The sequence below is a fragment of the Pararhodonellum marinum genome (assembly GCF_015354735.1).
GTDB lineage: Bacteria > Bacteroidota > Bacteroidia > Cytophagales > Cyclobacteriaceae > Pararhodonellum > Pararhodonellum marinum.
The window spans coordinates 36107-58368 of the sequence record NZ_JACEFJ010000003.1 but is presented as its reverse complement, the minus strand read 5'-3'; the positions used below and the strand labels follow the sequence as shown (position 1 = coordinate 58368).

The 22262-nt window shown below is 41.4% G+C and carries 20 protein-coding genes and 2 tRNA genes; 5 read left to right on the top strand and 17 right to left on the bottom strand.

Annotation, left to right across the window (positions count from 1 at the left end):
• Window positions 1-21: 21 nt before the first annotated feature.
• From H1A14_RS07355 to H1A14_RS07335, 5 genes are all read right to left on the bottom strand, one after another.
• Window positions 22-1737 (bottom strand): sodium:solute symporter, encoded by a 1716-nt coding sequence (locus H1A14_RS07355; protein ID WP_194775595.1) that lies wholly within the window; start codon window positions 1735-1737, stop codon window positions 22-24.
• Between the two features lie 87 nt (window positions 1738-1824).
• Window positions 1825-4293 (bottom strand): PIG-L family deacetylase, encoded by a 2469-nt coding sequence (locus H1A14_RS07350; RefSeq protein WP_194775594.1) that lies wholly within the window; start codon window positions 4291-4293, stop codon window positions 1825-1827.
• Window positions 4294-4524: 231 nt separating this feature from the next.
• Window positions 4525-4597 (bottom strand) — tRNA-Thr (locus H1A14_RS07345).
• A 153-nt stretch (window positions 4598-4750) separates the two neighbouring features.
• The gene (locus tag H1A14_RS07340; protein ID WP_394355327.1) at window positions 4751-7138 is read right to left on the bottom strand and encodes a DUF349 domain-containing protein; all 2388 of its coding nucleotides are present in this window, start codon (window positions 7136-7138) and stop codon (window positions 4751-4753) included.
• Between the two features lie 54 nt (window positions 7139-7192).
• On the bottom strand, window positions 7193-7765 hold the full coding sequence (locus H1A14_RS07335) for a YqgE/AlgH family protein (RefSeq protein WP_194775593.1): 573 nt from the start codon (window positions 7763-7765) through the stop codon (window positions 7193-7195).
• Window positions 7766-7865: 100 nt separating this feature from the next.
• On the opposite strand from H1A14_RS07335, the gene pdxH reads away from it, so the two are divergent.
• The gene (pdxH, locus tag H1A14_RS07330; RefSeq protein WP_194775592.1) at window positions 7866-8504 is read left to right on the top strand and encodes a pyridoxamine 5'-phosphate oxidase; all 639 of its coding nucleotides are present in this window, start codon (window positions 7866-7868) and stop codon (window positions 8502-8504) included.
• Window positions 8505-8537: 33 nt separating this feature from the next.
• Here the strand turns inward: pdxH and bshB1 are convergent, their stop codons facing one another.
• The 8 genes from bshB1 to H1A14_RS07290 all read right to left on the bottom strand — a co-directional run bounded on the left by bshB1 (window position 8538) and on the right by H1A14_RS07290 (window position 17361).
• The gene (gene bshB1, locus H1A14_RS07325) at window positions 8538-9254 is read right to left on the bottom strand and encodes a bacillithiol biosynthesis deacetylase BshB1 (RefSeq protein ID WP_194775591.1); all 717 of its coding nucleotides are present in this window, start codon (window positions 9252-9254) and stop codon (window positions 8538-8540) included.
• Window positions 9255-9313: 59 nt separating this feature from the next.
• Window positions 9314-10354, bottom strand: coding sequence for a peptidoglycan DD-metalloendopeptidase family protein (locus tag H1A14_RS07320; protein WP_194775590.1), 1041 nt, complete (start codon window positions 10352-10354; stop codon window positions 9314-9316).
• 10 nt (window positions 10355-10364) lie between these two features.
• Window positions 10365-11309 (bottom strand): thioredoxin-disulfide reductase, encoded by a 945-nt coding sequence (gene trxB, locus H1A14_RS07315; protein WP_194775589.1) that lies wholly within the window; start codon window positions 11307-11309, stop codon window positions 10365-10367.
• Window positions 11310-11506: 197 nt separating this feature from the next.
• A complete protein-coding gene (locus H1A14_RS07310; RefSeq protein WP_194775588.1) occupies window positions 11507-12370 on the bottom strand; it encodes a sigma-70 family RNA polymerase sigma factor in 864 nt (287 codons plus the stop codon).
• Window positions 12371-12460: 90 nt separating this feature from the next.
• Window positions 12461-14599, bottom strand: a complete 2139-nt coding sequence (gene pnp / locus H1A14_RS07305) for a polyribonucleotide nucleotidyltransferase (RefSeq protein WP_194775587.1) — start codon at window positions 14597-14599, stop codon at window positions 12461-12463.
• A gap of 108 nt (window positions 14600-14707) precedes the next feature.
• Window positions 14708-14983 carry a 30S ribosomal protein S15 gene (rpsO, locus tag H1A14_RS07300; RefSeq protein WP_194775586.1) on the bottom strand — a complete coding sequence of 92 codons (276 nt, stop codon included), beginning with the start codon at window positions 14981-14983 and terminating at the stop codon, window positions 14708-14710.
• An 84-nt stretch (window positions 14984-15067) separates the two neighbouring features.
• Window positions 15068-16879 (bottom strand): LptF/LptG family permease, encoded by a 1812-nt coding sequence (locus tag H1A14_RS07295; protein WP_194775585.1) that lies wholly within the window; start codon window positions 16877-16879, stop codon window positions 15068-15070.
• Window positions 16880-16965: 86 nt separating this feature from the next.
• A complete protein-coding gene (locus H1A14_RS07290; RefSeq protein WP_194775584.1) occupies window positions 16966-17361 on the bottom strand; it encodes an START-like domain-containing protein in 396 nt (131 codons plus the stop codon).
• A 92-nt stretch (window positions 17362-17453) separates the two neighbouring features.
• Here H1A14_RS07290 and H1A14_RS07285 point away from each other — a divergent pair.
• The 4 genes from H1A14_RS07285 (at window position 17454) to H1A14_RS07270 (ending at window position 18511) form a co-directional block, all read left to right on the top strand.
• A tRNA-Met gene (locus H1A14_RS07285) sits at window positions 17454-17527 on the top strand.
• 37 nt (window positions 17528-17564) lie between these two features.
• Window positions 17565-17819: a GIY-YIG nuclease family protein gene (locus H1A14_RS07280; protein WP_194775583.1), complete on the top strand. Its 255-nt coding sequence runs from the start codon at window positions 17565-17567 to the stop codon at window positions 17817-17819.
• A 91-nt stretch (window positions 17820-17910) separates the two neighbouring features.
• Window positions 17911-18165 carry a GIY-YIG nuclease family protein gene (locus tag H1A14_RS07275; RefSeq protein ID WP_194775583.1) on the top strand — a complete coding sequence of 85 codons (255 nt, stop codon included), beginning with the start codon at window positions 17911-17913 and terminating at the stop codon, window positions 18163-18165.
• 91 nt (window positions 18166-18256) lie between these two features.
• A complete protein-coding gene (locus H1A14_RS07270; protein ID WP_194775583.1) occupies window positions 18257-18511 on the top strand; it encodes a GIY-YIG nuclease family protein in 255 nt (84 codons plus the stop codon).
• Between the two features lie 427 nt (window positions 18512-18938).
• Here the strand turns inward: H1A14_RS07270 and rplT are convergent, their stop codons facing one another.
• The 4 genes from rplT to thrS all read right to left on the bottom strand — a co-directional run bounded on the left by rplT (window position 18939) and on the right by thrS (window position 22182).
• A complete protein-coding gene (gene rplT / locus H1A14_RS07265) occupies window positions 18939-19283 on the bottom strand; it encodes a 50S ribosomal protein L20 (protein WP_194775582.1) in 345 nt (114 codons plus the stop codon).
• Window positions 19284-19378: 95 nt separating this feature from the next.
• Complete coding sequence (gene rpmI, locus H1A14_RS07260) at window positions 19379-19573, bottom strand: 50S ribosomal protein L35 (RefSeq protein WP_194775581.1); 195 nt, start codon at window positions 19571-19573, stop codon at window positions 19379-19381.
• Window positions 19574-19594: 21 nt separating this feature from the next.
• Complete coding sequence (gene infC, locus H1A14_RS07255) at window positions 19595-20143, bottom strand: translation initiation factor IF-3 (RefSeq protein ID WP_194775580.1); 549 nt, start codon at window positions 20141-20143, stop codon at window positions 19595-19597.
• Window positions 20144-20232: 89 nt separating this feature from the next.
• Window positions 20233-22182 (bottom strand): threonine--tRNA ligase, encoded by a 1950-nt coding sequence (thrS, locus tag H1A14_RS07250; protein ID WP_194775579.1) that lies wholly within the window; start codon window positions 22180-22182, stop codon window positions 20233-20235.
• Window positions 22183-22262: the final 80 nt, after the last annotated feature.

The following is a 22262-nucleotide window of genomic DNA, read 5'->3' as shown; positions in this document are numbered from 1 at the left end:
TGGGGTCTCTCTTATTTTTTGTCAACTTTTTGACAGCATACCCCGGAACAATTGAATCAAACCTGCAATAAGCATGACCAAAAGACAACCGATGGGATTGTACCAGAGGAAGCCTATGTCAATGTTAATTCCAAACAATTCACTTCCATTGTGCCAATGTATGAGTAAGATGATTGCCTCTGTGATCAATGCCGCAGTAAACACCGCGGTGCCTCCTATTCGTTTTAAAAAGAAACCAACGATGAAAATTCCCAGGATCACCCCGTAAAACAATGACCCCAAAAGATTGACGGCTTGGATTAAGTTTTCAAACAAAGAGGCATAGGTGGCAAAAATGATAGCAATCCCACCCCAAATGGCCGTAAACCATTTGGAAGAAATCATGTAATGCTTGGAGCTCTCCTCTTTTTTGATTGATCTTTTATAAATATCAATCGTACAAGTCGACCCCAATGCATTCAATTCTGAAGCAGTAGAAGACATGGCTGCACTAAATATTACGGCAAATAGCAACCCGACGACACCTTTTGGCAAGAAATCCATCACAAAACGCATGAACACATAGTCCGTATCGCGTGTTTCAGCCAATGGATCATTTTTCACGATTAATTCCTTAACCTGGGTCCTGATGGCTTCCTGATCAGCGGCTTGTTGATTGATCTGAGCTCTCAGACTGATTACTTCTTCTTCATTTCCAGATTCTATGGCATCGACCATGGCAAAAATCTGCGCATTTTTTTCCTCAAATTTCTCCTTGAATTCCGCTTCCAGCCCATGGAATTCCTCTCTATAATCACTGTCCAAAAGCTTTTCAGTTTGGACGGAATTGAAAAATACAGGAGGCTGAAAAAACTGATAAAAAACAAATACCATCACACCGATAAAGAGAATGACAAACTGCATCGGAACCTTGAGAAATCCGTTCATGATCAAGCCCATTCTACTCTGATTGAGGGATTTTCCTGTTAGGTACCGTTGAACCTGCGATTGATCAGTTCCAAAATATGAAAGAAACAAAAACAGTGCACCTGTAATCCCAGACCAAAAATTGTATCGGTCTGATAGGTCAAAATCAAAGTTCACAATATTGAGCCTTTCCATTTTTCCTGCCACATGCAGGGCTTCTGTAAATTTGACAGGCAGCAACTGAATGACAAGGAGCCCTGCGAGCACCATCCCTCCCATCATGACCACCATTTGTTGCCTCTGGGTGATAGATACCGCCTTGGTGCCTCCTGAAACCGTATAAATAATCACCAATACGCCAATAAAGATATTGGTCCAAGTAAGGTTCCAGCCAAGCAAAGTAGATAAGATGATGGCAGGGGCATAAATGGTTATACCCGCTCCAAGACCTCTTTGAACCAAGAAAAGTAATGCGGCCAGTGTCCTGGTTTTTAAATCAAAACGGCCTTCCAGATATTCATAAGCCGTATAAATTTTTAACTTATAATAAATAGGCAGGAAAAATGCCGAAATGATGATCATTGCAATGGGCAATCCAAAATAAAACTGCACAAAGCGCATCCCATCTTCATAGGCTTGCCCCGGAGTGCTCAAAAAAGTGATGGCAGAAGCTTGGGTGGCCATGATGGAAAGCCCTATGGTCCACCAATTCATGTCATTGTTGCCTTTTAGGTAACTTTCCATGTCCTTGGGACCGTAGGTTTTATACACCCCATATCCAACAATCAGGATCAGGGTGCCGAACAGGACTATCCAGTCAATGATATTCATGAAAAGGCTAGGCTAAGCTGGTAGAACAAAAAAATCAACAAGCCTAAAACCAACAGCATTAGGGCATATATACGGCTCCAGCTTTCTTTATCTTTTTGCACCGGCTCGTTCTATTAGATTGATGAAGATTTTGGTTGCTCCCGGGACGCCAGCAGGTAATTGCCTAAACCAGGAAATCCCTGAATAAGCATATGTGCCTTTGCCATACTCAGCAAGGAGCAAACCGCCTTTGGTAGAGGGTTCATCTGGGTCCTGTAAGGTTAAAGGGGTTTGGTAAGCATTGTCCCATTGGTCGGGAAAGTACAACCCTCTTTCTTGAACCCAGCCTTCGAAATCCCTGGACTCAATTTGGTAAGGAGTCTGTAAAACTTTGTTTGTTTTGTCCATGATTACCGGAGAATCCTCAACTGCAACCCTGTTTCTGGACAATTCAAAAGGATAGGGTCCAAGATTTCGGGTCAGAAGTGGAGATGATGTGTTGTATTGGACAATTAGGTTGCCTCCATCTTCGACGTATTTCATCAAATTTCCCACTTGATCAGCAAGTTGTTGGTTAACATTAAATGCCCTGATGCCGACTATGATGGTTTGATAAGTGGCCAGTTTTGATTGACTCCAATCCCCATTTTCGAGGAGGGTCACCTCGTATCCCATATTGGATAAGAGCGATGGAATATCATCTCCTGCCCCATTCACATAGCCTATTTTTTGGGAACTGATTGGCTTGTTTAAGCTCAATAAATTGAAGGTACTGGACGGAAAATAAGTTAGATTTGGTATGTGCTTGTATAATATTCGCTTCATACCCTGGTTAAAAACCTTCCCTGAGGGGGTCACATATTGTACTTCAACTTCCTGTTTTTCTCTTTCTGATAATCCCTCAATTTCAATCCAAAAACTTATCAATTTTTTATCTAGCTGGTTTTCCTTCCGGATCGTTTTATACTTGCTTTCTGGTAATCCATTTAAAATGATTTCCCCTTCCTTTTCTCCATTCTGAAAACGAACATCAACCCGAAGTACCTGCGGTATTCCGTCCAAAACATACAAGTTGTTTTTATCCAAACTCAGGTTGACCTCTGGAATGAGCGTAAAGGGCTGTTTGATTTCCCCATCCACCTGATCATTGTATTTATAGACCAATGGAACCTCTTTGGTATACAGTTCACCCGACATCTCATAACTTAACAAGCCCGTCAGGGCAGGTTGGTTAAAAGCTTTTCCAATCAGGGTTTGGTCTTCAATGTCAAACAACTGCTCTTTGACCGGATTGTCCAACCAATACGGTTGGGATACTGGGTAGGTTTCAGGCAACACAATCTTGACCTCTTTTCGAAATGGCTGATTGTTTACAACTGTCTCGCTTATGGGTATTCTTTTATCCAAAATCGTAAATTCAATCAATTTCACACTGATCTTAGAGGGATTGTTGAATACAAGGCTTGCAGACACCTCCTCTCCGGGATAGGCCAATTCTTTTTTGGAAAGGAACTCGGTTTTTATGCCCAATGTGTAATTGGTTATTTCCCTGATCAATTGCTGCTTCTCCCGCACCCAGTTAAGGTCAGTTTTGAGTCGGTCCAAGCTTTTCTTGATGGCCAACAATTGTTCCACCTGGGCAGAGGGGTTTCTGAAATCGTAATTATCTATGGCCACTTGAATTTGTTGTTCAATCGCTTTTCCACCTTCCAATTCTTCCCATTTATTGGCTACACCTTCAAATGGATCATTTCGAAAATTTGCCCCATCGACCAGCTCTACAAAGTCATTGCTTTCCCCTGTTTGGGCTGTTGCTCCAAACCCTTGAGATTTGTGCATCGTCCTGCTGTCGGCTGCAATTTGGGAATAAGAGGTACCCAAGATAGGATTGAATTCGCCCACAGGGAAATTGTAAAAAAGCTTGCCTGGTTCCGGTTCATAGTTCCCCCCCCAACTGTAAGCATTCCAGAAAATCCTTTTTGCCTGCCAAGGTTGAACATGTTCCAGTTGATCGGGAAAAACATTGGGATCATTGGACATTTTGAAAGCTTTCCCCGCCAAGATCGCGGAGGTAGTGTGGTGGCCATGCGTGGTGCCTGGAATGGTATTGAATCGGGTTATGATGATATCGGGTTGAAACTTCCTTATGATCCATACCACGTCCGAAAGCAACTTTTCCTCATCCCAATTGTTAAGGGTTTCAGGAGGATTTTTGCTATACCCAAAGTCCAAAGCTCTACTGAAATATTGAATTCCTCCATCCAGTTCTCTCGCCCTGAGCAATTCCTGGGTACGGATCATTCCGAGTTCTATGCCCAATTCTTTACCGATCAGATTTTGCCCTCCATCACCCCTGGTCATTGATAAGTAGGCCACTTGGGCATGTTCTCTATTGGCTAGATAGGCAATCAAACGGGTGTTTTCATCATCTGGATGTGCTGCTACATAGAGGATTCTTTTGGTTTCCTTTAGCCTAAGGAGTTGATGGTAGATTTCAGAAGATGAAAGTGTCTGTGCGCTGAGTCCAAAAGACCCAAAAAAAATGGCAATAATAAGGATGCACTGGATAATTCTCATAGATGGCTTAAATTAAGCTTGAAAGCTAATGTACTTGGTTGAGAATTAAAAACCATTTTTTACTAATGGAAAATATCCCGTATAGGATGGGAAAGGGTCATCTCCATAGCATTTGGGCTGTTTCTCAGTCAGAAATCCTTACATCTTATTCATTGGATAAATTACAGAAATACCTAGGTACCACTTCACAAAAAAGGCACTTAGAAGGTTTTCTAAGTGCCTGATTTTAAGAGCCCCCTGCCGGGATCGAACCAGCGACCTACTGATTACAAGTCAGTTGCTCTACCAGCTGAGCTAAGGAGGCAATTGAGTGGAAAAGGGAAGATTTGCTGGATTAAATGCCTTTCAAAGCTGCTTTCCTCAATTGTGAGTGCAAATATAGAAGGCTGTAAGTTTTAAGCAAAACTAATTGGTAAAAATATTGATAAAGACACCTATCTATCTTAGATCCAAAGTATTAAAATTCTCTGATGATGGACAGTTTCTTCTTAAGCTTTTCTATTTCCTTTTCAGCCTTTTCAATTTTCTCATCAAACTGATCTTTCAATTTATCTGCAGTTTTGGAAGAGGCAAAGAATTCAAGATTATTTCTCCAAAGGGTTACATTGTTTTCAAGATCAGAAATCTGTTTCCTGATGCCATGTTCTTTTTTGTTCAGCACCCTGTTGAGGTTGGGGTCACCCTGAATCTTGTTTAGGTTCAACCGGAACAAGAACTCATCTCTTTTGACTCCTTCTAGTCCCATGTTCTTCACATAAGTATCCACGGCATCATTGAATTTGGCTGCTATTTCCTTGATGTTCTTTCTGGGAACAAAACCAATGGCTTGATATTCAAGGATCAGTTTTTCAAGTTCATCCGGAGATAAATCATCAGAAGCTGCGGCCGTGTTGATCTTTTGGCAGATTGCTTCTTTTAATTCCAGATTGGTGTCGAATTCCTTTGAAACTTGCTTATTGGCTTTCCTTTTATTTTCGAAGAAAGTGTCACAGGCAGATTTAAATCTTTTGTATAGCTCATCCCTGACTTTTTCAGGCGTGGGGCCTATTTCCTTCCATTCTTTTTGAAGTCCGATTAGCGTATTTGCCGTATCTTGCCATTCGGAACTATCCATCACTTCCTCGGCCCTGGTTATCAACGCCTCGGCTTTCAGTTTATTGGCTTGCCGAATTTCATCTAGCTCTTTAAAGAACAGGTTTTTGTTGTGAAAAAACTGCTTGAATGCCCCCCAAAAGGCCCTGTTGATATCTTTACCGACTTCTCTGGGTACGGGTCCAATTTTTTCCCATTCCTTCTGGATCTCTAATATCTCCTTGGTCTTGATATTCCACTCTTTGATTCTGCTGGCCGTAAAATCTGTAAAAGTATTTAATTTTTCAATCAGTCCCTCTTTTTTATCCTGATTGACCTTAAATACTTCCTTTTGACTTTCATAGTATTCTTTTCTTCTTGAATAGATGGCATCTGAGGCCTCTTTAAATCTTTGCCACAAGGATTCCTGCTCTTCTCTGGGGACAGGGCCTATATGTTTGAATTCCTCATGGAGGTCATTGAGTAGCTTGATGGCTTCTTTAAGATCTTTTACATTTACCAGCGCCTCCGCTTTCTCACAAAGCTCCAGTTTGCTCTCGAGATTTTTTTTCCTGTCTAATTCCTTGAGCTCAAAATAGATACTTCTGTTGTCATAAAACCTATCCATCAAAGCATTGTATGATGCCCAGAGGTTTCTATTCTGTGAAGAAGGTACTGGTCCTATCTTTTTCCAGTCCTCCTGAATGGCTTTAATGGTACTGATGGAGTGTGTGGTTTCTTCACCATCCACCAGTTCTCTCAGGGTGTTTAGAATTTTGTTCTTGGCGTGAAGATTGGTCTCTTTGCTTCGTTCCAGTTCTTTGTATTGGGCGGATTTTTTTTCTCTGAAATCATGGTATAGGATAAAAAACTGACGATCCTCATCTGAGTTCCTAAATTCAAAATCAGCCTCTACCCCCCCATCAGAAATAAATTGTTTAAGAGCATCGTCCTTCTCTTTCGAAAGTAATTCATCAAAATGGGTTTTGATCTCGTGGACAGATTTGTCCGCTTTCATATAATTACTTCCCTGCAAAAGTTCCTTTAAGGCAGATATCAGTTGCTTTTTGGAAAATTCTGAATAGTCAATATGATCATCATCTTCATGATGTTCCTCTTCTGATTGCTCAGTGGTTTCCTCCTCGTCCACAATCTTTTCCGCATCTTTTTGCTTATCTGAACTGGAAATAGCTGGTGCAGCAGCAGCGACTGAGTCCGATTCATTTTCAATGGATGCTTGTTGGATCTCAGGTTCACTTTCCTCTTCCGAGTTCAATGATGCTTGTTCATTTACAACAGCCTCATCTGATTGATCGGTTTCTTCGGGTTTGGAAGTAAAAAATTCCGCCGACTCAGGTTCTGTTGAATCTTCTAATTGGGAAGCTGTGGATTCCGGCAAGTTTGGATTGGTTTCGGATTGGTCTCCTTTTGGTTCAGATTTGACGTCAATGGTTTCAGATTTGTCTTCTTCAGAGGCTGGTTCATCTTTTTGAACCTGCGGAGTAATCATTGGATCTATTTCCGCTTCTTTTTCCTCAGAAGCTTCCTGCATAGTCTCTTGCTCAATACCATCAGACTCAAATGTCGAAACAGCCTCCTCTTTTTCGATCTCGGCTTGGGGATCCTCTGAGATGGACTCCTTTAGTTCTTCAAATTTCTCCGATTTATCTTCTTGATTTTCAGACCCTTTTTCTGTATGATTACTCTCTGAATTGATTTCGTTGGTTTCAGGAGTCACCTTTTTTTCCTCTGACATTTCTTTGTCCTTATCCATAATCCTAATGTACTAGTACCGATAGCTAACGTGAACAAAAGTAATAAATTTGAATTAATTTAATCTTGGGTCAATAGGATAATTTGCCAAAACCTGGAAATCACCTCCCATATTCCGCAAAATAAGCCTCCAAAGTTCATCAGGGGATGAATTAAATAAATTGTCAGAATCGAGTTGTTCGCACACAATCCAGGTTTTCTCTATCAGTTCTTCTTTCAACTGACCCTCTGACCAACCTGAGTACCCAATAAAAAATCGAAAGTTAGCTTTATCTATCTGACCCAGCTTAATTTTATCCACGAGCTCTTCAAAATCCCCGGACCACCAAACTCCCGAACAAAGTTCTACGCTGCCATTGAGTAAAGATTCTGAAGAATGGTAAATAAAATGCAAAGTGTTCTGTTCTACCGGACCACCTACGTACACCTGATCATCGAAATTATTCAGGTCTTCAATCAGATCTCCGATTTTGAGTATGGAGAGTTTGTTTAACACCAGACCAAAAGATCCATTTTCATTGTTTTCACAAAGCAAAATCACGGACCTTACAAAATTTTCATCCTGTAAAAACGGTTCTGATATCAAAAGATTACCCGATTTTGGTGTAATGTTGGAATTATATTCCATAAAAATGAAATTTAAATTTCTCGGTCAATATAAAGTAAAATTTCATAAATGCCATAACATTGGTATTTTTATAGTGTTATTTATAAAATAATTATCCCCGATGAACATAGCTGATATCAGAAAAGATTATTCCTTAAAAAGCCTTAATGTAGAGGAAGTAGACCCAGACCCTCTCCAACAGTTTAAAATTTGGTTTGAACAGGCCATGGAGGCCAAGGTTTTAGAAGTCAATGCCATGAATTTAAGCACCGTCAATCTACAGAATTTGCCAGAATCCAGGATTGTCCTGCTCAAAGGAGTGGATCATGGTTTTGTTTTTTTTACCAATTACAACAGTAAAAAAGGAAAGGAATTGGCCAACAATCCCCATGCGGCTTTGAATTTTTTCTGGGGAGAACTGGAGCGGCAAGTAAGGATCAATGGAAAAGTGGAGAAAATCAGCCAGGAAGCATCCGAAGCATATTTTTTTTCCAGGCCTTTCTCCAGTCAGATAGGTGCGTGGACTTCACCCCAAAGCCAAGAAATTCCCAATCGGCAGTTTCTTGAAAAAGAGGAAGCAAAATGGTCCTTGAAATTCAAGGAGGAGCCTATCCAAAAGCCGGATCATTGGGGTGGATACCGAGTCATCCCTCATTTTTTTGAGTTTTGGCAGGGAAGACCCAGCAGGCTGCATGATAGGGTCGTTTATGAACGTATGGGAACTCGGGATGATTGGAAAATAAAAAGACTTGCTCCATGAGGGCAAGTCCAGTGTATTTCAATTTTTCAGTGATTAAACAAGGTCAAATAAATCATTCACTCCTATCATTTTTTCTACCGTGAAGCCTTCTCCATATTTTACATTGATGGAATGACCAAATTCTTTTGCCCTGGCTTCCACAAAATCCATAAATTCGGAGGAGGATATAAAACTTTCAGGTTCTTTGTTTTCAGGATCATAAAACTGGGATTTAAAGGCTTTGATGCTTTCCAGCTTTTGCTCCCAATAGGATGAGATGTCTACCACAAAATCAGGTTTGATATAATTGTTCTGAATGAAATGGTACAGGTATTTGGGTCTCCAAGGTGCTTGTGATTCTCCATCATGGAAGGTTTCCACCCTTCGCAAACCGCTGACAAAACAAGCCAAAGAAGCCAACTTTCCCCCTTTTCCATGATCAGGATGTCTATCGGTAACCGCATTGGCCAAGACAATTTCTGGACGATATTGGCGGATAATTTGCGCGATTTGGATTTGGTGGTTTTCGTCATCGGTAAAAAACACATCCCTGAAACCGGCATTCCTTCTCATAGAAATATTTAAAATTTTTCCTGCCTCTTCCGCTTCCTTCAGTCTGATTTCCGGAGTTCCCCTTGTACCCATTTCCCCCTGTGTCAAGTCAAGGATACCCACTTTATAACCTTTGGCAACATGCGCGGCTATGGTGCCCGAACAGGAAAGCTCCGCATCATCGGGGTGTGCAGCAATTACCAGTATATCTAATTTCATACAAATTGGTTTTCAAATTGAAACATTGAAGCCTTAACACCAGCCTACTGTAAAAAAGTTTAACGAATCCTTAATCTTTGCCCCACCCGAAGGATCGACCGGGAGGAAATGCCATTCATTCTGGTCACATGGCCTACTGTCACGCCATATCTCCTTGCTATGGTACTGAGGTTCTCACCACTTCGGACACGGTGATAGACGACCTGTTGAGCTTGTATGACATGTTCAAAACTATTAGCAGTAACTGGGTAGATTTCCATTTTGAGTCTCCCTATACTAAAATCGAAGATCTCAGTTGGGTTGATGGAAAGTCCCTGATACCTGATTTCATAATGGAGGTGCGGGCCTGTACTGCGACCTGTACTGCCTCCAAGTCCGAGTATATCCCCTGCCTTAACCTCCTGCCCTACATCCACAGTAATCTTTGACAGGTGTCCATAAAGGGTTTCCAGACCATTTCTATGCCTAACTACCACATAATAGCCATACCCATTTCTATCATAAGATCGCATACGAACAATTCCATCAAAGGTACTGTAAACAGGATCACCAATCTTGAGACTGAGGTCAGTACCGTGGTGCCACCTGTACCTCCTGAACCCAAACTCAGAATTGATTTTTGTTTCATCCAGAGGTTTGTGCCAATTGGAGCCAAAAAAAGGATCATATAATTTGATGTAGACAGTATCCTTAAAATCTTTGGGATCAAAATCATAGATGTTGATTTTTTTGCTGTCCCAAGAAGAAAAATATTCAAAGGCAGTAACCCAAATGCTGTCTATCTGGATTTGCTCGGATACCTGTACCAACTGATTGGTAGGCGCCCAAATGATGGACAAGGTGTCTTCACTAACCGGCGTAAGACTGCGCTTGAGATCGACAAAATCTTTGTAAAAAAGAGAATCGGACCCTTTTCTCAGATCCATCAGGTATTTCTGAACATCAAACGGATTGATGACATTGTAATCCAGTGGGGCAACCGAATCGGGTTTTGGTTTGGGTTTCTTAATTAACTTTGGAAAAACCTGAGCTTGGAGGGCGGTTGCTGTGAGGCACCAGAATATGAAGCTTAATAACCAGGGGCTTTTGACAAATGGCATCCCCACGTTTTTAAACCAATTCCAATTCAGCCAAGTAACGCTCTGCATCCAACGCCGCCATGCATCCTGTCCCCGCAGCAGTGACTGCCTGCCTGTAAATATGGTCCTGTGCATCGCCGCAGGCAAAAACTCCTTCTACATTGGTTCTCGTACTCCCGGGTATGGTTTTGATATAACCTGACTCGTCCATGTCAAGAAAATCTTTGAAGATACTGGTGTTGGGTTCATGGCCTATGGCTACAAAAAATCCGGTAACTGCAAGATCACTGATTGCGCCAGTTTGGTTATTTTTAATTTTCACTCCTTTTACCTCATCCTCACCTAAGATTTCTACTGTTTCTGTATTCCACAGAATTTCAACTTTAGGATTTAACATGACTCTTTTTTGCATGATTTGAGAAGCACGCATTTCATCACGCCTTACCAACATGTAGACTTTATTACAAATATTGGACAAATAAGATGCTTCCTCACAGGCTGTATCTCCTGCACCAACTATGGCTACATCCTGCCCTCTAAAGAAGAAACCGTCACAAACAGCACAGGCAGATACGCCCTTTCCGTTGAGTCGGGTTTCACTTTCCAAGCCAAGCCATTTGGCAGAGGCCCCGGTGGAAATGATCACTGTATCCGCCAGAATCACTTTTTGATCATCTACAACGATCTTATGAGGCCTTTGTGAAAAATCCACTGAGGTGACCATGCCATACCGAACATCTGTTTCAAACCGCTCGGCTTGTCTTCTGAAATCATCCATCATCTGAGGTCCCATCACTCCATCAGGATAGCCCGGATAATTTTCAACGTCGTTGGTAATGGTCAATTGTCCTCCAGGCTGTCCACCTGTATACAGCACCGGCTTCAGACCTGCCCTTGCTGCATAGATGGCAGCGGTATATCCTGCCGGTCCGGATCCTATGATCAATACTTTAACTTCTTCTATTTCTTGGTTCATGGGGAGTGATTTTTCGGTTGGCAAATTTTATTATTTTAATTTTGGAAACAAAGTTTCGAATCGTTAAAATTCCCAAACAGGAGATTATTCGGAATAATTTTTAGTGATCAAAAAATACACCAAGAATATTCAGCTCCAATGATCAAACAAAAAAAGGGGCGATGAGCCCCTTTATATGATTTATCAAATTGAACTTATTAACCCAGATAAGGTTTTAAAGTTTTACTTCTTGAAGTATGTCTTAACCTCCTGATGGCCTTTTCTTTAATTTGTCTAACTCTTTCTCTTGTCAAGTTGAACTTTTCCCCGATTTCTTCCAAAGTCATGGCGTGTTCACCATTGAGTCCAAAATAAAGGGTGATGACATCCGCTTCTCTTTGGGTCAAGGTAGAAAGGGCTCGTTGAACCTCTTTTCGTAAGGAATCATTCATCAGTCCGTCGTCGGGTTTTTCTTCCCCGTCATTTTCCAACACATCCAAAAGGCTGTTTTCTTCTCCCTGAACAAATGGAGCATCCATGGAAACATGCCTTCCTGAGATTTTCATGGTATCTACCACTTCTCCTGCAGTCACTTCCAACACTTCTGCCAATTCCTCTGGCGAGGGTTCCCTTTCAAACTTTTGCTCCAACTCAGAAAAGGTTTTGCTGATTTTATTCAGTGAACCTACTCTATTGAGAGGCAAACGAACAATTCTAGACTGCTCTGCTAGGGCTTGTAAAATGGACTGTCTGATCCACCAAACAGCATAAGAGATGAACTTAAATCCCCTGGTTTCGTCAAACCTTTGTGCGGCCTTTATCAAGCCCAGGTTACCTTCATTGATCAAATCTCCAAGAGAAAGCCCTTGATTCTGATACTGCTTGGCTACTGAGACCACAAACCTCAAGTTGGCTTTGGTTAATTTTTCAAGAGCAAGTTGGTCTCCTTCACGGATTCTCTTGGCCAAAACCACCTCTTCATCAGCGGTGAGTAGGTCCACCTTACCTATTTCTTGAAGGTACTTATCCAGAGACTGACTTTCTCTGTTGGTAATCTGTTTGCTAATTTTAAGTTGCCTCATTCAGGAAATTCATTTATTGTTTAGACCTTTCTATAACAGATGTCGATTCAAAATAAGTTCAATGTGATTTATTGACTAAATTAAATCTAATTAATTTTTATCGGATTTTTCAGGTTTAGGCAATAATACCTTTCTGGATAATTTAAACTTACCTGTCTTTTTATCAACATCTATGAGCTTAACCATAATTTCCTCGCCTGGTTCAAGAACACCTTCCATGTTTTCAAGCCTTTCCCATTTGATTTCGGAAATGTGCAACAAACCGTCTTTACCTGGCATAAATTCAATGAAGGCTCCGAAAGGCATGATGTTTTTCACTTTACCGGTATAGGTTTCTCCTATTTCAGGCATGGCTACAATGCCACGGATACGGCTGATGGCTGCATCCATAGAAGTTTGGTTGTTGGAGAAGATGTTGATCTTGCCCATGTTGTCCACTTCTTCTATGATGATGGTCGCACCGGTATCTTTCTGGATCTCTTGGATCACCTTACCACCTGGTCCGATCACCGCACCAATCAATTCCTTGGGAATAGACATCATGGAGGATCTTGGAGTATGTGGTTTTAGTTCCGGTCTTGGTTCGGCCAAGGTTTTGTTGATCTCATCTAATATATGTAATCTACCTTTTCTTGCTTGATAAAGCGCTTCTTTCAAAACACTGTAATCCAAACCTTCCACCTTCAGGTCCATTTGACAGGCGGTAATGCCTTTGGCTGTACCGGTCACTTTAAAGTCCATGTCACCCAGGTGATCTTCATCACCCAAGATATCAGACAAGATGGTATAATTTCCTGTTTTGGAGTCAGATATCATCCCCATAGCAATCCCGGTAACAGGTGCTTTGATAGGAATACCTGCATCCATAAGTGCCAGAGAACCAGCGCATACTGTTGCCATGGATGAAGAACCATTTGACTCGAGAATATCGGAGACGATCCGGATCGTATATGGATTCTGATCTGGGGATGGAAGCACTTTTTTCAATGCCCTCATGGCCAAGTTTCCATGTCCTACTTCCCTCCTGCCCGGTCCACGGTTGATTTTTACCTCACCTGTAGAGAATCCTGGGAAATTATAATGAAGAAAGAATTTATTGTATCCGGAAATCACTGCACCATCTACCATTTGTTCGTCTAGTTTGGTACCTAGCGTACAAGTGGTCAAGGACTGCGTTTCACCTCTGGTAAATATTGCAGATCCATGTGCAGAAGGTAGATAATCCACCACCGACCAAATCGGTCTGATTTCATCGGGATTTCTGCCATCAAGCCTTTTCTTTTCCTTCAAGGTAAAGTTTCTGGCTGCTTCTTTGTGAATTTTATGGAAATAAGGCCCAATCAAACTTGCTTCAAATTCGTGCTCTTCGCCAAGACTTTCAATAAATCCTTCTTTGATGGCCTTGATGTTTTCGGAGCGAATGCTTTTGTCAGCAATTTGTAGGCTGACTGACTGGTAACAGGCATCATAGAGCTCTGCTTTCATTTTTTCGTACAGAGGCTCATCCGAAACTTCATGGGCATATTCTCTTTTTACTTCCTTGCCCACTGCTTTGGTCAATTCCAACTGAACCTGACAATGTCGCTTGATTTCTTCATGTGCAAATTGTAAGGCTTCCACCATTTCATCTTCAGAGACTTCGTTGCCTTCTCCCTCTACCATCAGCACAAACTCCAAAGAACCTGCGACTATAAGTTCAAGCGTGGCTTTTTCCAATTGAGCTGGGCTAGGATTGATATGGAGCTTACCGTCAATTTTAGCAACTCTCACTTCGGAAATCGGCCCGTTAAAAGGAATGTCCGATACTGCTAAGGCAGCAGAAGCAGCAAGACCGGCCAAACAATCCGGTAGTACCTCATCATCAGCAGAAATCAGGGTGATGTCCACTTTGGTTTCAGCATGATAGTCATCAGGAAAAATGGGTCTTAAAGCCCTGTCCACCATTCTGCTGATCAGAATTTCATAATCGGAAAGTCTTCCTTCCCTTTTCAAAAAGCCTCCTGGGATCTTGCCGGATGAGGCAAATTTTTCTTGGTAATCAACTGACATAGGGAGAAAATCAACCCCATCGTTGGCTTCTTTTCGGGATACAGCGGTCGCTAGCAACATCGCTTTTCCCATTTTTACAACCACCGCGCCATCAGCCTGCTTAGCCAAAGCCCCGGTTTCAATAATAATCTCTCTACCGTCTTCTAGGACAATAGATTTGGAAATAACATTAGGTAACATACAATTTTGTTAAGAATAAATCTTGAGAATAGGTATAAAAGTAAGGTTTAATTATTGGGGGAAAAGAAAAAAGTAAGGTTCTCCCAATAGAGAACCTTACAGTAGTTATTATTTTCGAATGCCTAACTCGGCGATAATGGCTCGGTATCTTTCAATGTCCCTGTCGTACAGATAATTCAAAAGGCTCCTGCGCTTACCTACTAATTTAAGAAGACCCAGTCTGGAAGAGTGGTCTTTTTTGTTGGTTTTTAAATGATCAGTCAGGTGCTTGATTCTGAAGGTAAATAAAGCGATCTGCGATTCAGGAGAGCCTGTATCGGTATCAGATTTTAACCTGCCATGATTTTTAAACAACTCTGATTTTTTCTCTGAAGTTAAATACATGCCTAGTCAAATGATTTTTTAATAATGATTTTTTAAAACAGCTACAAAGATACGTGCTTTATTTAATATTTTAAAATATAGCCTTCATCTTTTGTATTTGGAAAGAAGTTCTTGCCACTTTTTTTTGCCTTTCTGAAACAATTCAACATACAGATCGGGTTCAAAAAGCCTCGCATCCTTTCTGGCCTGTTTCAAAAAGAAAAGACCGAATGGGATTAGGGCAAGGTTGGAAAACCAGGTCCCGAACAAGGGACTTGACATACCCTCTTTTGCCCATTTTTCTCCTGTAATGGTCAGCATGTAGAAGATGATGAAAAAAATGATGGAAAATAAAACCGGCATCCCCAACCCCCCTTTTTTGATAATGGCTCCCAAAGGGGCACCAATCATAAACATCACGATACAGGCAAAGGCTTGGGTATATTTTTGGTACCAGGCGATCTTAAACCGTCGGTATTCTCTTTCCAAATCTTCGAGTTGATTTTTCTTAAGGCTGTAGGTATTTTTAAAAGTCCTCGCATTATTGATGGCAATGGATGCCCCTCTGGCATTATACCTCTCCTTTTCAATGATTGAATCCAGCCTGGCTTTTTGGGCTTCTGTAAAAACAAGGTTTCGTTTGGACTCTGTGGTATCTTTTCCCCTTGCGTTATGCCGTTCCAGGTTCTGAACTCTTGATTGGGTGCTTGAAGTGGCAGCACTAGCCCTGGACCGCCTGATTCTTGCATTTAAAACTGAATCCGACGTGTTCACAGCAGCTGAAGTACTTGGGTTGAGAGATGGGTTGACCAAAGAATCAAATTTGATCGGGTTTTCCAGTTGGATTTTACTCAGTGAATCAGAGGATAGCTCATTTCCTTCAATGTTTTTAAGGCTATCTGCTTCGGAATTTCTTTTGAGTTCCTGTTCTTTTTGCCTGGTCAACGCTTCATTTTTGATGGAATCATAATAATCTTTTTTGGTCTGGAGGTAATCCGGAGGAGAAAGTTGTCGCTCAGCGGTAAAGAAATTGTAGGTCGCTGATGCATTGGTGAAGTTATAAAAAACCAGGTTTGTAAGATCCCTGTCCATGGAATCGAGGTCAACTTTGATTTCAGCGATGTTCTTTATAGAGCGGTTAGTTGACCACTGATCCTCTGAGGTCCTATTCAGGTTAAATGCATCCAAGCTGAAGATAATTTCATATTGGGAAAATTGGGTTCTTCTGAAATCAACAGGCTTTTCTCTGATACCCCTCTGACCCCTTTCTTCATTGTAACTGTAGCCACTGTAAAGGGTCATCATCATGTAACGGTCATTAAAGAATGGCTCCATCCTTCCTGAGTCGGCCACGATCACATGGATGTTTCCCTGGCCTGAAGTGTGGTCATAAATCATCACATCTTCAAGTCTGATGTCATCCTTTTTACGGTTTACTTTGATAGAGTAATTTGGGATGCCGTTATAAAAAATACCTTCTTTGATGTCGAAAGCGGGTGACTTGGTGCGGATATCATAAAGTAGACTGAAGGTTTTCAGATTCACTTTTGGCACAAGGTAATTGTTGGAAAGATAGGCCAAAAAGGTGAGCACTACTACAAATACACCTATGGGTGCCATGGCACGGATCAATGAAATTCCACTGCTTTTAATTGCCGTAAGCTCAAAATGTTCCCCCAAATTCCCAAATGTCATCAGAGAAGACAAGAGGACAGCTAGGGGTAAAGCCATCGGGGAAATGCTGATCACAAAATAGCCGATAAGCTCCATGTAGATCCCGAAACCCAAGCCCTTGCCGAAAATTTCATCGAAATACTTGAGCATGTTTACCGTCAGCAGAATAAAATCCACCACGATAAAGGTCAACAAAAATGGTCCTATGAAGGACCCTAGAATCAACTTATCTAATTTTTTCATGCATTCACTGAAACCTTTCTGCTCATATTTACTTAAGACGAAACAAAGGTCATAATGTTATTGCAAAAATGGACAATCAGACTCAATTAACCTCCTATAATCTCCTTCAATTTAAGGATCAAACCTTCCCAAATAGATTCCAGCTCTTCATCATCATAGGTATCAGAATAATCAATCACCTTTAAAAATATGGTCTGCGTCAGTTCATTTTCTTCCAATTTGAATTCAATGTAGGAATGGTCATTTTCATCTGGAAGATTAGGATCAAAAAACTCAAATTTTACGTGTGAATTGGTTCTCAAGGCAGTGATCTTGGCATAATGGTCTTCATTGTCATAGGAAAAGTTATATACCTTGTCTTCGTTGATGTTGACATCATCTGCAAACCATTCGGAGAGTCCACTTGCCGTACTCAAATATGGAAAGATGATTTTACGGGAAGTATTGACCTGATATTCAGCTACAAATTTATTCTTGACCATAACACTCCTATTTAGATTTTCGTAAAAGTAAACTTTTTCAATTTAAGAACTTGCATTTATATCCATTAAACCTCATATTTGCAATCCGATTTGGCGAGGTAGCTCAGGTGGTTAGAGCGCAGGATTCATAACCCTGAGGCCAGGGGTTCAATTCCCCTCCTCGCTACACCTAAGCTTCTCCTTTTGAGAAGCTTTTTTTATTTATGGTAACTGTTTACGTTTTGTACTCTTTCTCTTCCGATAAACTTTACATCGGTGTTTCTGAACATTTTATCAGAAGGTTTCATTTTCACAACCAATTTGCCACCAAGGGATTCACTATCCGATACAGGCCTTGGTTCTGTATCCATAATGAGTTCTTTGCTGACAAAAAGCAGGCCCTAATTAGAGAAAAACAACTTAAGTCCGGGCAGGGCAGACAATGGATCCGAGAAACCATCCTCCCTTTGTACCGATAGCGCAGGATTCATATCCGCCTCAGGCGGACAGGGGTTCAATTCCCCTCCTCGCTACACCTAAGCTTCTCCTTTTGAGAAGCTTTTTTTATTTATGGTAACTGTTTACGTTTTGTACTCTTTCTCTTCCGATAAACTTTACATCGGTGTTTCTGAACATTTTATCAGAAGGTTTCATTTTCACAACCAATTTGCCACCAAGGGATTCACTATCCGATACAGGCCTTGGTTCTGTATCCATAATGAGTTCTTTGCTGACAAAAAGCAGGCCCTAATTAGAGAAAAACAACTTAAGTCCGGGCAGGGCAGACAATGGATCCGAGAAACCATCCTCCCTTTGTACCGATAGCGCAGGATTCATATCCGCCTCAGGCGGACAGGGGTTCAATTCCCCTCCTCGCTACACCTAAGCTTCTCCTTTTGAGAAGCTTTTTTTATTTATGGTAACTGTTTACGTTTTGTACTCTTTCTCTTCCGATAAACTTTACATCGGTGTTTCTGAACATTTTATCAGAAGGTTTCATTTTCACAACCAATTTGCCACCAAGGGATTCACTATCCGATACAGGCCTTGGTTCTGTATCCATAATGAGTTTTTTGCTGACAAAAAGCAGGCCTTAATTAGAGAAAAACAACTTAAGTCCGGGCAGGGCAGACAATGGATCCGAGAAACCATCCTCCCTTTGTACCGATAGCGCAGGATTCATATCCCTGCCTGTCGGGAGGCAGGCGCCTCAGGCGGTCCGCCTGAGGCGGTTCAATTCCCCTCCTCGCTACACCTAAGCTTCTCCTTTTGAGAAGCTTTTTTTATTTATGGTAACTGTTTACGTTTTGTACTCTTTCTCTGCCGATAAACTTTACATCGGTGTTTCTGAACATTTTATCAGAAGGTTTCATTTTCTCAACCAATTTGCTTCACAGGGAATACAACTTACCCTCCCTACTTCTTAAATGCAGATAGGTTTTACTGAAATTGTCTGTTTTCGGAAGTAGTATCAGGAAATGATCGTCTTTTGTAATATAGTGAAAATTTATAAAATGACATCGACTCCCCAATAAATTCTTTGCAACAAAAAAACCCCTCGAATGAGGGGTTCTTCAATTAAGTAAGCCTTTGCCTGCTTACTTTACTTTTTCAACAACAGCTTTGAATGCCTCAGGGTGATTCATGGCCAAATCAGCCAAAACCTTTCTGTTCAATTCAATTTCTGCCTTTTTCAACATCCCCATAAACTGGGAATAAGAAATGCCATGTTCTCTGGCACCGGCATTGATACGCTGGATCCACAAAGCCCTGAACTCTCTCTTCTTAACTTTTCTGTCCCTATATGCGTATTGTAATCCTTTTTCATACTTGTTTTTGGCTACTGTCCAAACATTGCTACCTCTTCCAAAGTAACCTTTGGTGGCCTTCAACACTTTTTTTCTTCTTGCTCTGGACGCTACTGCGTTTACTGATCTTGGCATGATTTTTTGATTTTTTGACCCTTGGTGCCTTTTGGACTTTAATACCTAAGCGTCTGGTGAATAATTAACCTGATTGATTTACTTTAAACTCCGGATTAGATCCTTAACATGTCTTTTACTCGGCCTTCATCTGAGGTATGAACCAAACCCATTTTGGTTAGATTTCTCTTCCTTTTGGTGGATTTTTTGGTCAGAATGTGGCTTTTGTAAGCATGCTTTCTCCTGATTTTACCGGTTCCGGATAATTTGAACCGCTTTTTTGCACTTGATTTTGTTTTTACTTTTGGCATAGCTGTATTGATTTGTTGAAATTATTTTTTTGCTTTTGGCGCGATGAAAATATTCATCCGCTTGCCTTCCATTTTGGGAAGCTGTTCCACCTGACCGTATTCCTCCAATTCCTGCGCAAATTTCAACAACAACATTTCGCCCCTCTCCTTAAACACAATGGTTCTACCCACAAAGTGTACATAGGCCTTGACCTTAGCACCTTCTTTGAGAAAATTGATGGCATGCTTCAACTTAAAATTGAAATCATGGTCATCGGTATTGGGGCCAAATCTTATTTCCTTCAGAACAGTCTTTGCAGCATTGGCTTTGATTTCCTTCTGCTTCTTTTTCTGCTCGTATTTGAATTTTGCATAATCAATCACCTTACATACAGGTGGACTTGCATTCGGAGAAATTTCTACGAGATCAAGATCATTGTCCTGGGCCAGTTTTATGGCTACTTCTGTTGGAAGGACCGCGTTGCCCCCTTCCACAAAATCCCCCACTACCCTAACTTCTCTGGCTCTGATTCTTGAATTTACCTTATATGGTTCTTCTTGTCTCGGTCTAAACGGTTTTTTTCCTCTCAAAATTGATTTGGCTATTTTAATGAAATTGACTGCAAATATCGTAATTATTTTGAATTATTAAAAACTCCCTACTTTTTTCGCTTTTATTTCTACTGTTTTAATGCACCCTTGATGATCTGTTGGAAATAATCTGCAAAACCCTCAGGAGTGAAACTACCCAAATCCCCTTCCCCATGCTTTCTGATCGACACTTTTCCCTCTTCCGCCTCCTTCTCGCCAACAATCAACATAAAAGGAATTTTTTTGATTTCGGCATCCCTGATTTTTCTTCCGATTTTCTCATCTCGGTTATCTATACTGCCCATAATATCGACCTCCTCCAATATCGCTTTGATCTTTTCTGCGTAGGACACATATTTTTCCGAGATAGGCAAAATGATCATCTGCTCCGGTGATAGCCACAAAGGGAAGTTTCCAGCACAATGCTCTATCAGCACCGCAACAAAACGTTCCAAAGAACCAAAAGGGGCTCGGTGGATCATTACAGGCCTGTGTTTCTGGTTATCAGACCCCACATACTCCAACTGAAAACGTTCCGGAAGATTGTAATCTACCTGAATGGTGCCCAACTGCCACTTTCTTCCCAATGCATCTTTGACCATAAAATCCAGCTTTGGTCCATAAAATGCAGCCTCACCCAACTCGGTGATTGTTTCAAGCCCTTTTTCTGAAGCGGCTTCTACAATAGCGGCTTCTGCCTTATCCCATGCCTCATCCGTTCCTATGTATTTGCTTTTGTTTTCAGGATCCCGAAGGGAAATCTGTGCCGTGTAATCTTCAAAACCCAAGGCACTAAAGACATACAACACCAAGTCGATTACTTTGATAAATTCCTCTTTTACCTGATCCGGTCTGCAGAATATGTGCGCATCATCTTGGGTAAAGCCCCTGACTCGGGTCAAGCCGTGCAGTTCTCCACTTTGCTCATACCGGTAGACCGTACCGAATTCAGCATACCGGACGGGTAGGTCCTTGTAAGACCTGGGTTTGTATTTATAGATTTCGCAATGGTGGGGACAATTCATCGGCTTCAACAGAAACTCCTCACCCTGATGGGGAGTGGTTATCGGTTGAAAGGAATCTTTGCCGTATTTCTCATAATGACCCGAAGTTTCATATAAGGCCTTGTGGCCAATATGAGGGGTTGCCACTTGCTGATAGCCGGATTTGTCTTGGGCTTTCTTGAGAAAACCGACCAGCCTTTCTCTCAGAAGCGTTCCTTTGGGTAACCAAAGCGGCAATCCCATGCCCACTTTTTCCGAAAAGGTGAAGAGCTCCAACTCTCTGCCCAACTTTCGGTGGTCACGCTTCTTGGCCTCCTCCAACATGTGGAGATATTCCTGAAGCTCCTTGGCCTTGGGAAAACTTACACCGTAAATTCGCGTGAGCATTTTATTATTTTCGTCTCCACGCCAATAAGCCCCAGCTATATTCAAAAGCTTAACCGCTTTCACAAATCCGGTATTGGGAATATGGGGTCCTTTGCAGAGATCAATAAAATTGCCTTGTTCATAAAATGTAATGGTCCCGTCTTCCAACCCCTCAATCAAGTCCAATTTATATTCATCCCCTTTTTGATTGAAATACTTTTCTGCCTCAGTTTTGGAAACCTCTTTGCGGATATATTCATTTTTTTGACGGGCAAGCTCCAGGATCTTAGCCTCTATTTTTTCAAGCTCCGCTCCTTCCAGCGTTTTTTCTCCAAAATCCACATCATAATAAAATCCAGCCTCTATAGAAGGACCAATTCCGAATTTAACACCGGGATACAAGGCCTCAAGGGCTTCCGCCATCAGGTGCGCTGATGAATGCCAAAAGGTGGATTTGCCCTCCTGATCATTCCAAGTGAGCAACTGGACTTTGGCACTTTGGTAGATGGGTCTGTTGGCATCCCATACTTCTCCGTTGACTTTTGCTGCTAAAACATTTCTGGCTAAACCCTCGCTGATACCAAGTGCAATCTGTAGCCCGGAAATGCCTTTTTCGTACTTTCTTACTGAACCATCCGGTAAAGTAATTTCAATTTCTTCTCGTGACATTTAATGTTAGGAATAAATGATCGTTTGCACCTATACAAACAGGTGCTTTCTGTTTAAGGTGCAAATATGCAAATTCATCT

What these genes read in the sequence shown, in the direction of transcription:
- H1A14_RS07355 (WP_194775595.1), bottom strand. Translation starts at nt 1,737, where the DNA reads ATGAATATCATTGACTGGATAGTCCTGTTCGGCACCCTGATCCTGATT.
- H1A14_RS07350 (WP_194775594.1), bottom strand. Translation starts at nt 4,293, where the DNA reads ATGAGAATTATCCAGTGCATCCTTATTATTGCCATTTTTTTTGGGTCT.
- H1A14_RS07340 (WP_394355327.1), bottom strand. Translation starts at nt 7,138, where the DNA reads ATGGATAAGGACAAAGAAATGTCAGAGGAAAAAAAGGTGACTCCTGAA.
- H1A14_RS07335 (WP_194775593.1), bottom strand. Translation starts at nt 7,765, where the DNA reads ATGGAATATAATTCCAACATTACACCAAAATCGGGTAATCTTTTGATA.
- pdxH (WP_194775592.1), top strand. Translation starts at nt 7,866, where the DNA reads ATGAACATAGCTGATATCAGAAAAGATTATTCCTTAAAAAGCCTTAAT.
- bshB1 (WP_194775591.1), bottom strand. Translation starts at nt 9,254, where the DNA reads ATGAAATTAGATATACTGGTAATTGCTGCACACCCCGATGATGCGGAG.
- H1A14_RS07320 (WP_194775590.1), bottom strand. Translation starts at nt 10,354, where the DNA reads ATGCCATTTGTCAAAAGCCCCTGGTTATTAAGCTTCATATTCTGGTGC.
- trxB (WP_194775589.1), bottom strand. Translation starts at nt 11,309, where the DNA reads ATGAACCAAGAAATAGAAGAAGTTAAAGTATTGATCATAGGATCCGGA.
- H1A14_RS07310 (WP_194775588.1), bottom strand. Translation starts at nt 12,370, where the DNA reads ATGAGGCAACTTAAAATTAGCAAACAGATTACCAACAGAGAAAGTCAG.
- pnp (WP_194775587.1), bottom strand. Translation starts at nt 14,599, where the DNA reads ATGTTACCTAATGTTATTTCCAAATCTATTGTCCTAGAAGACGGTAGA.
- rpsO (WP_194775586.1), bottom strand. Translation starts at nt 14,983, where the DNA reads ATGTATTTAACTTCAGAGAAAAAATCAGAGTTGTTTAAAAATCATGGC.
- H1A14_RS07295 (WP_194775585.1), bottom strand. Translation starts at nt 16,879, where the DNA reads ATGAAAAAATTAGATAAGTTGATTCTAGGGTCCTTCATAGGACCATTT.
- H1A14_RS07290 (WP_194775584.1), bottom strand. Translation starts at nt 17,361, where the DNA reads ATGGTCAAGAATAAATTTGTAGCTGAATATCAGGTCAATACTTCCCGT.
- H1A14_RS07280 (WP_194775583.1), top strand. Translation starts at nt 17,565, where the DNA reads ATGGTAACTGTTTACGTTTTGTACTCTTTCTCTTCCGATAAACTTTAC.
- H1A14_RS07275 (WP_194775583.1), top strand. Translation starts at nt 17,911, where the DNA reads ATGGTAACTGTTTACGTTTTGTACTCTTTCTCTTCCGATAAACTTTAC.
- H1A14_RS07270 (WP_194775583.1), top strand. Translation starts at nt 18,257, where the DNA reads ATGGTAACTGTTTACGTTTTGTACTCTTTCTCTTCCGATAAACTTTAC.
- rplT (WP_194775582.1), bottom strand. Translation starts at nt 19,283, where the DNA reads ATGCCAAGATCAGTAAACGCAGTAGCGTCCAGAGCAAGAAGAAAAAAA.
- rpmI (WP_194775581.1), bottom strand. Translation starts at nt 19,573, where the DNA reads ATGCCAAAAGTAAAAACAAAATCAAGTGCAAAAAAGCGGTTCAAATTA.
- thrS (WP_194775579.1), bottom strand. Translation starts at nt 22,182, where the DNA reads ATGTCACGAGAAGAAATTGAAATTACTTTACCGGATGGTTCAGTAAGA.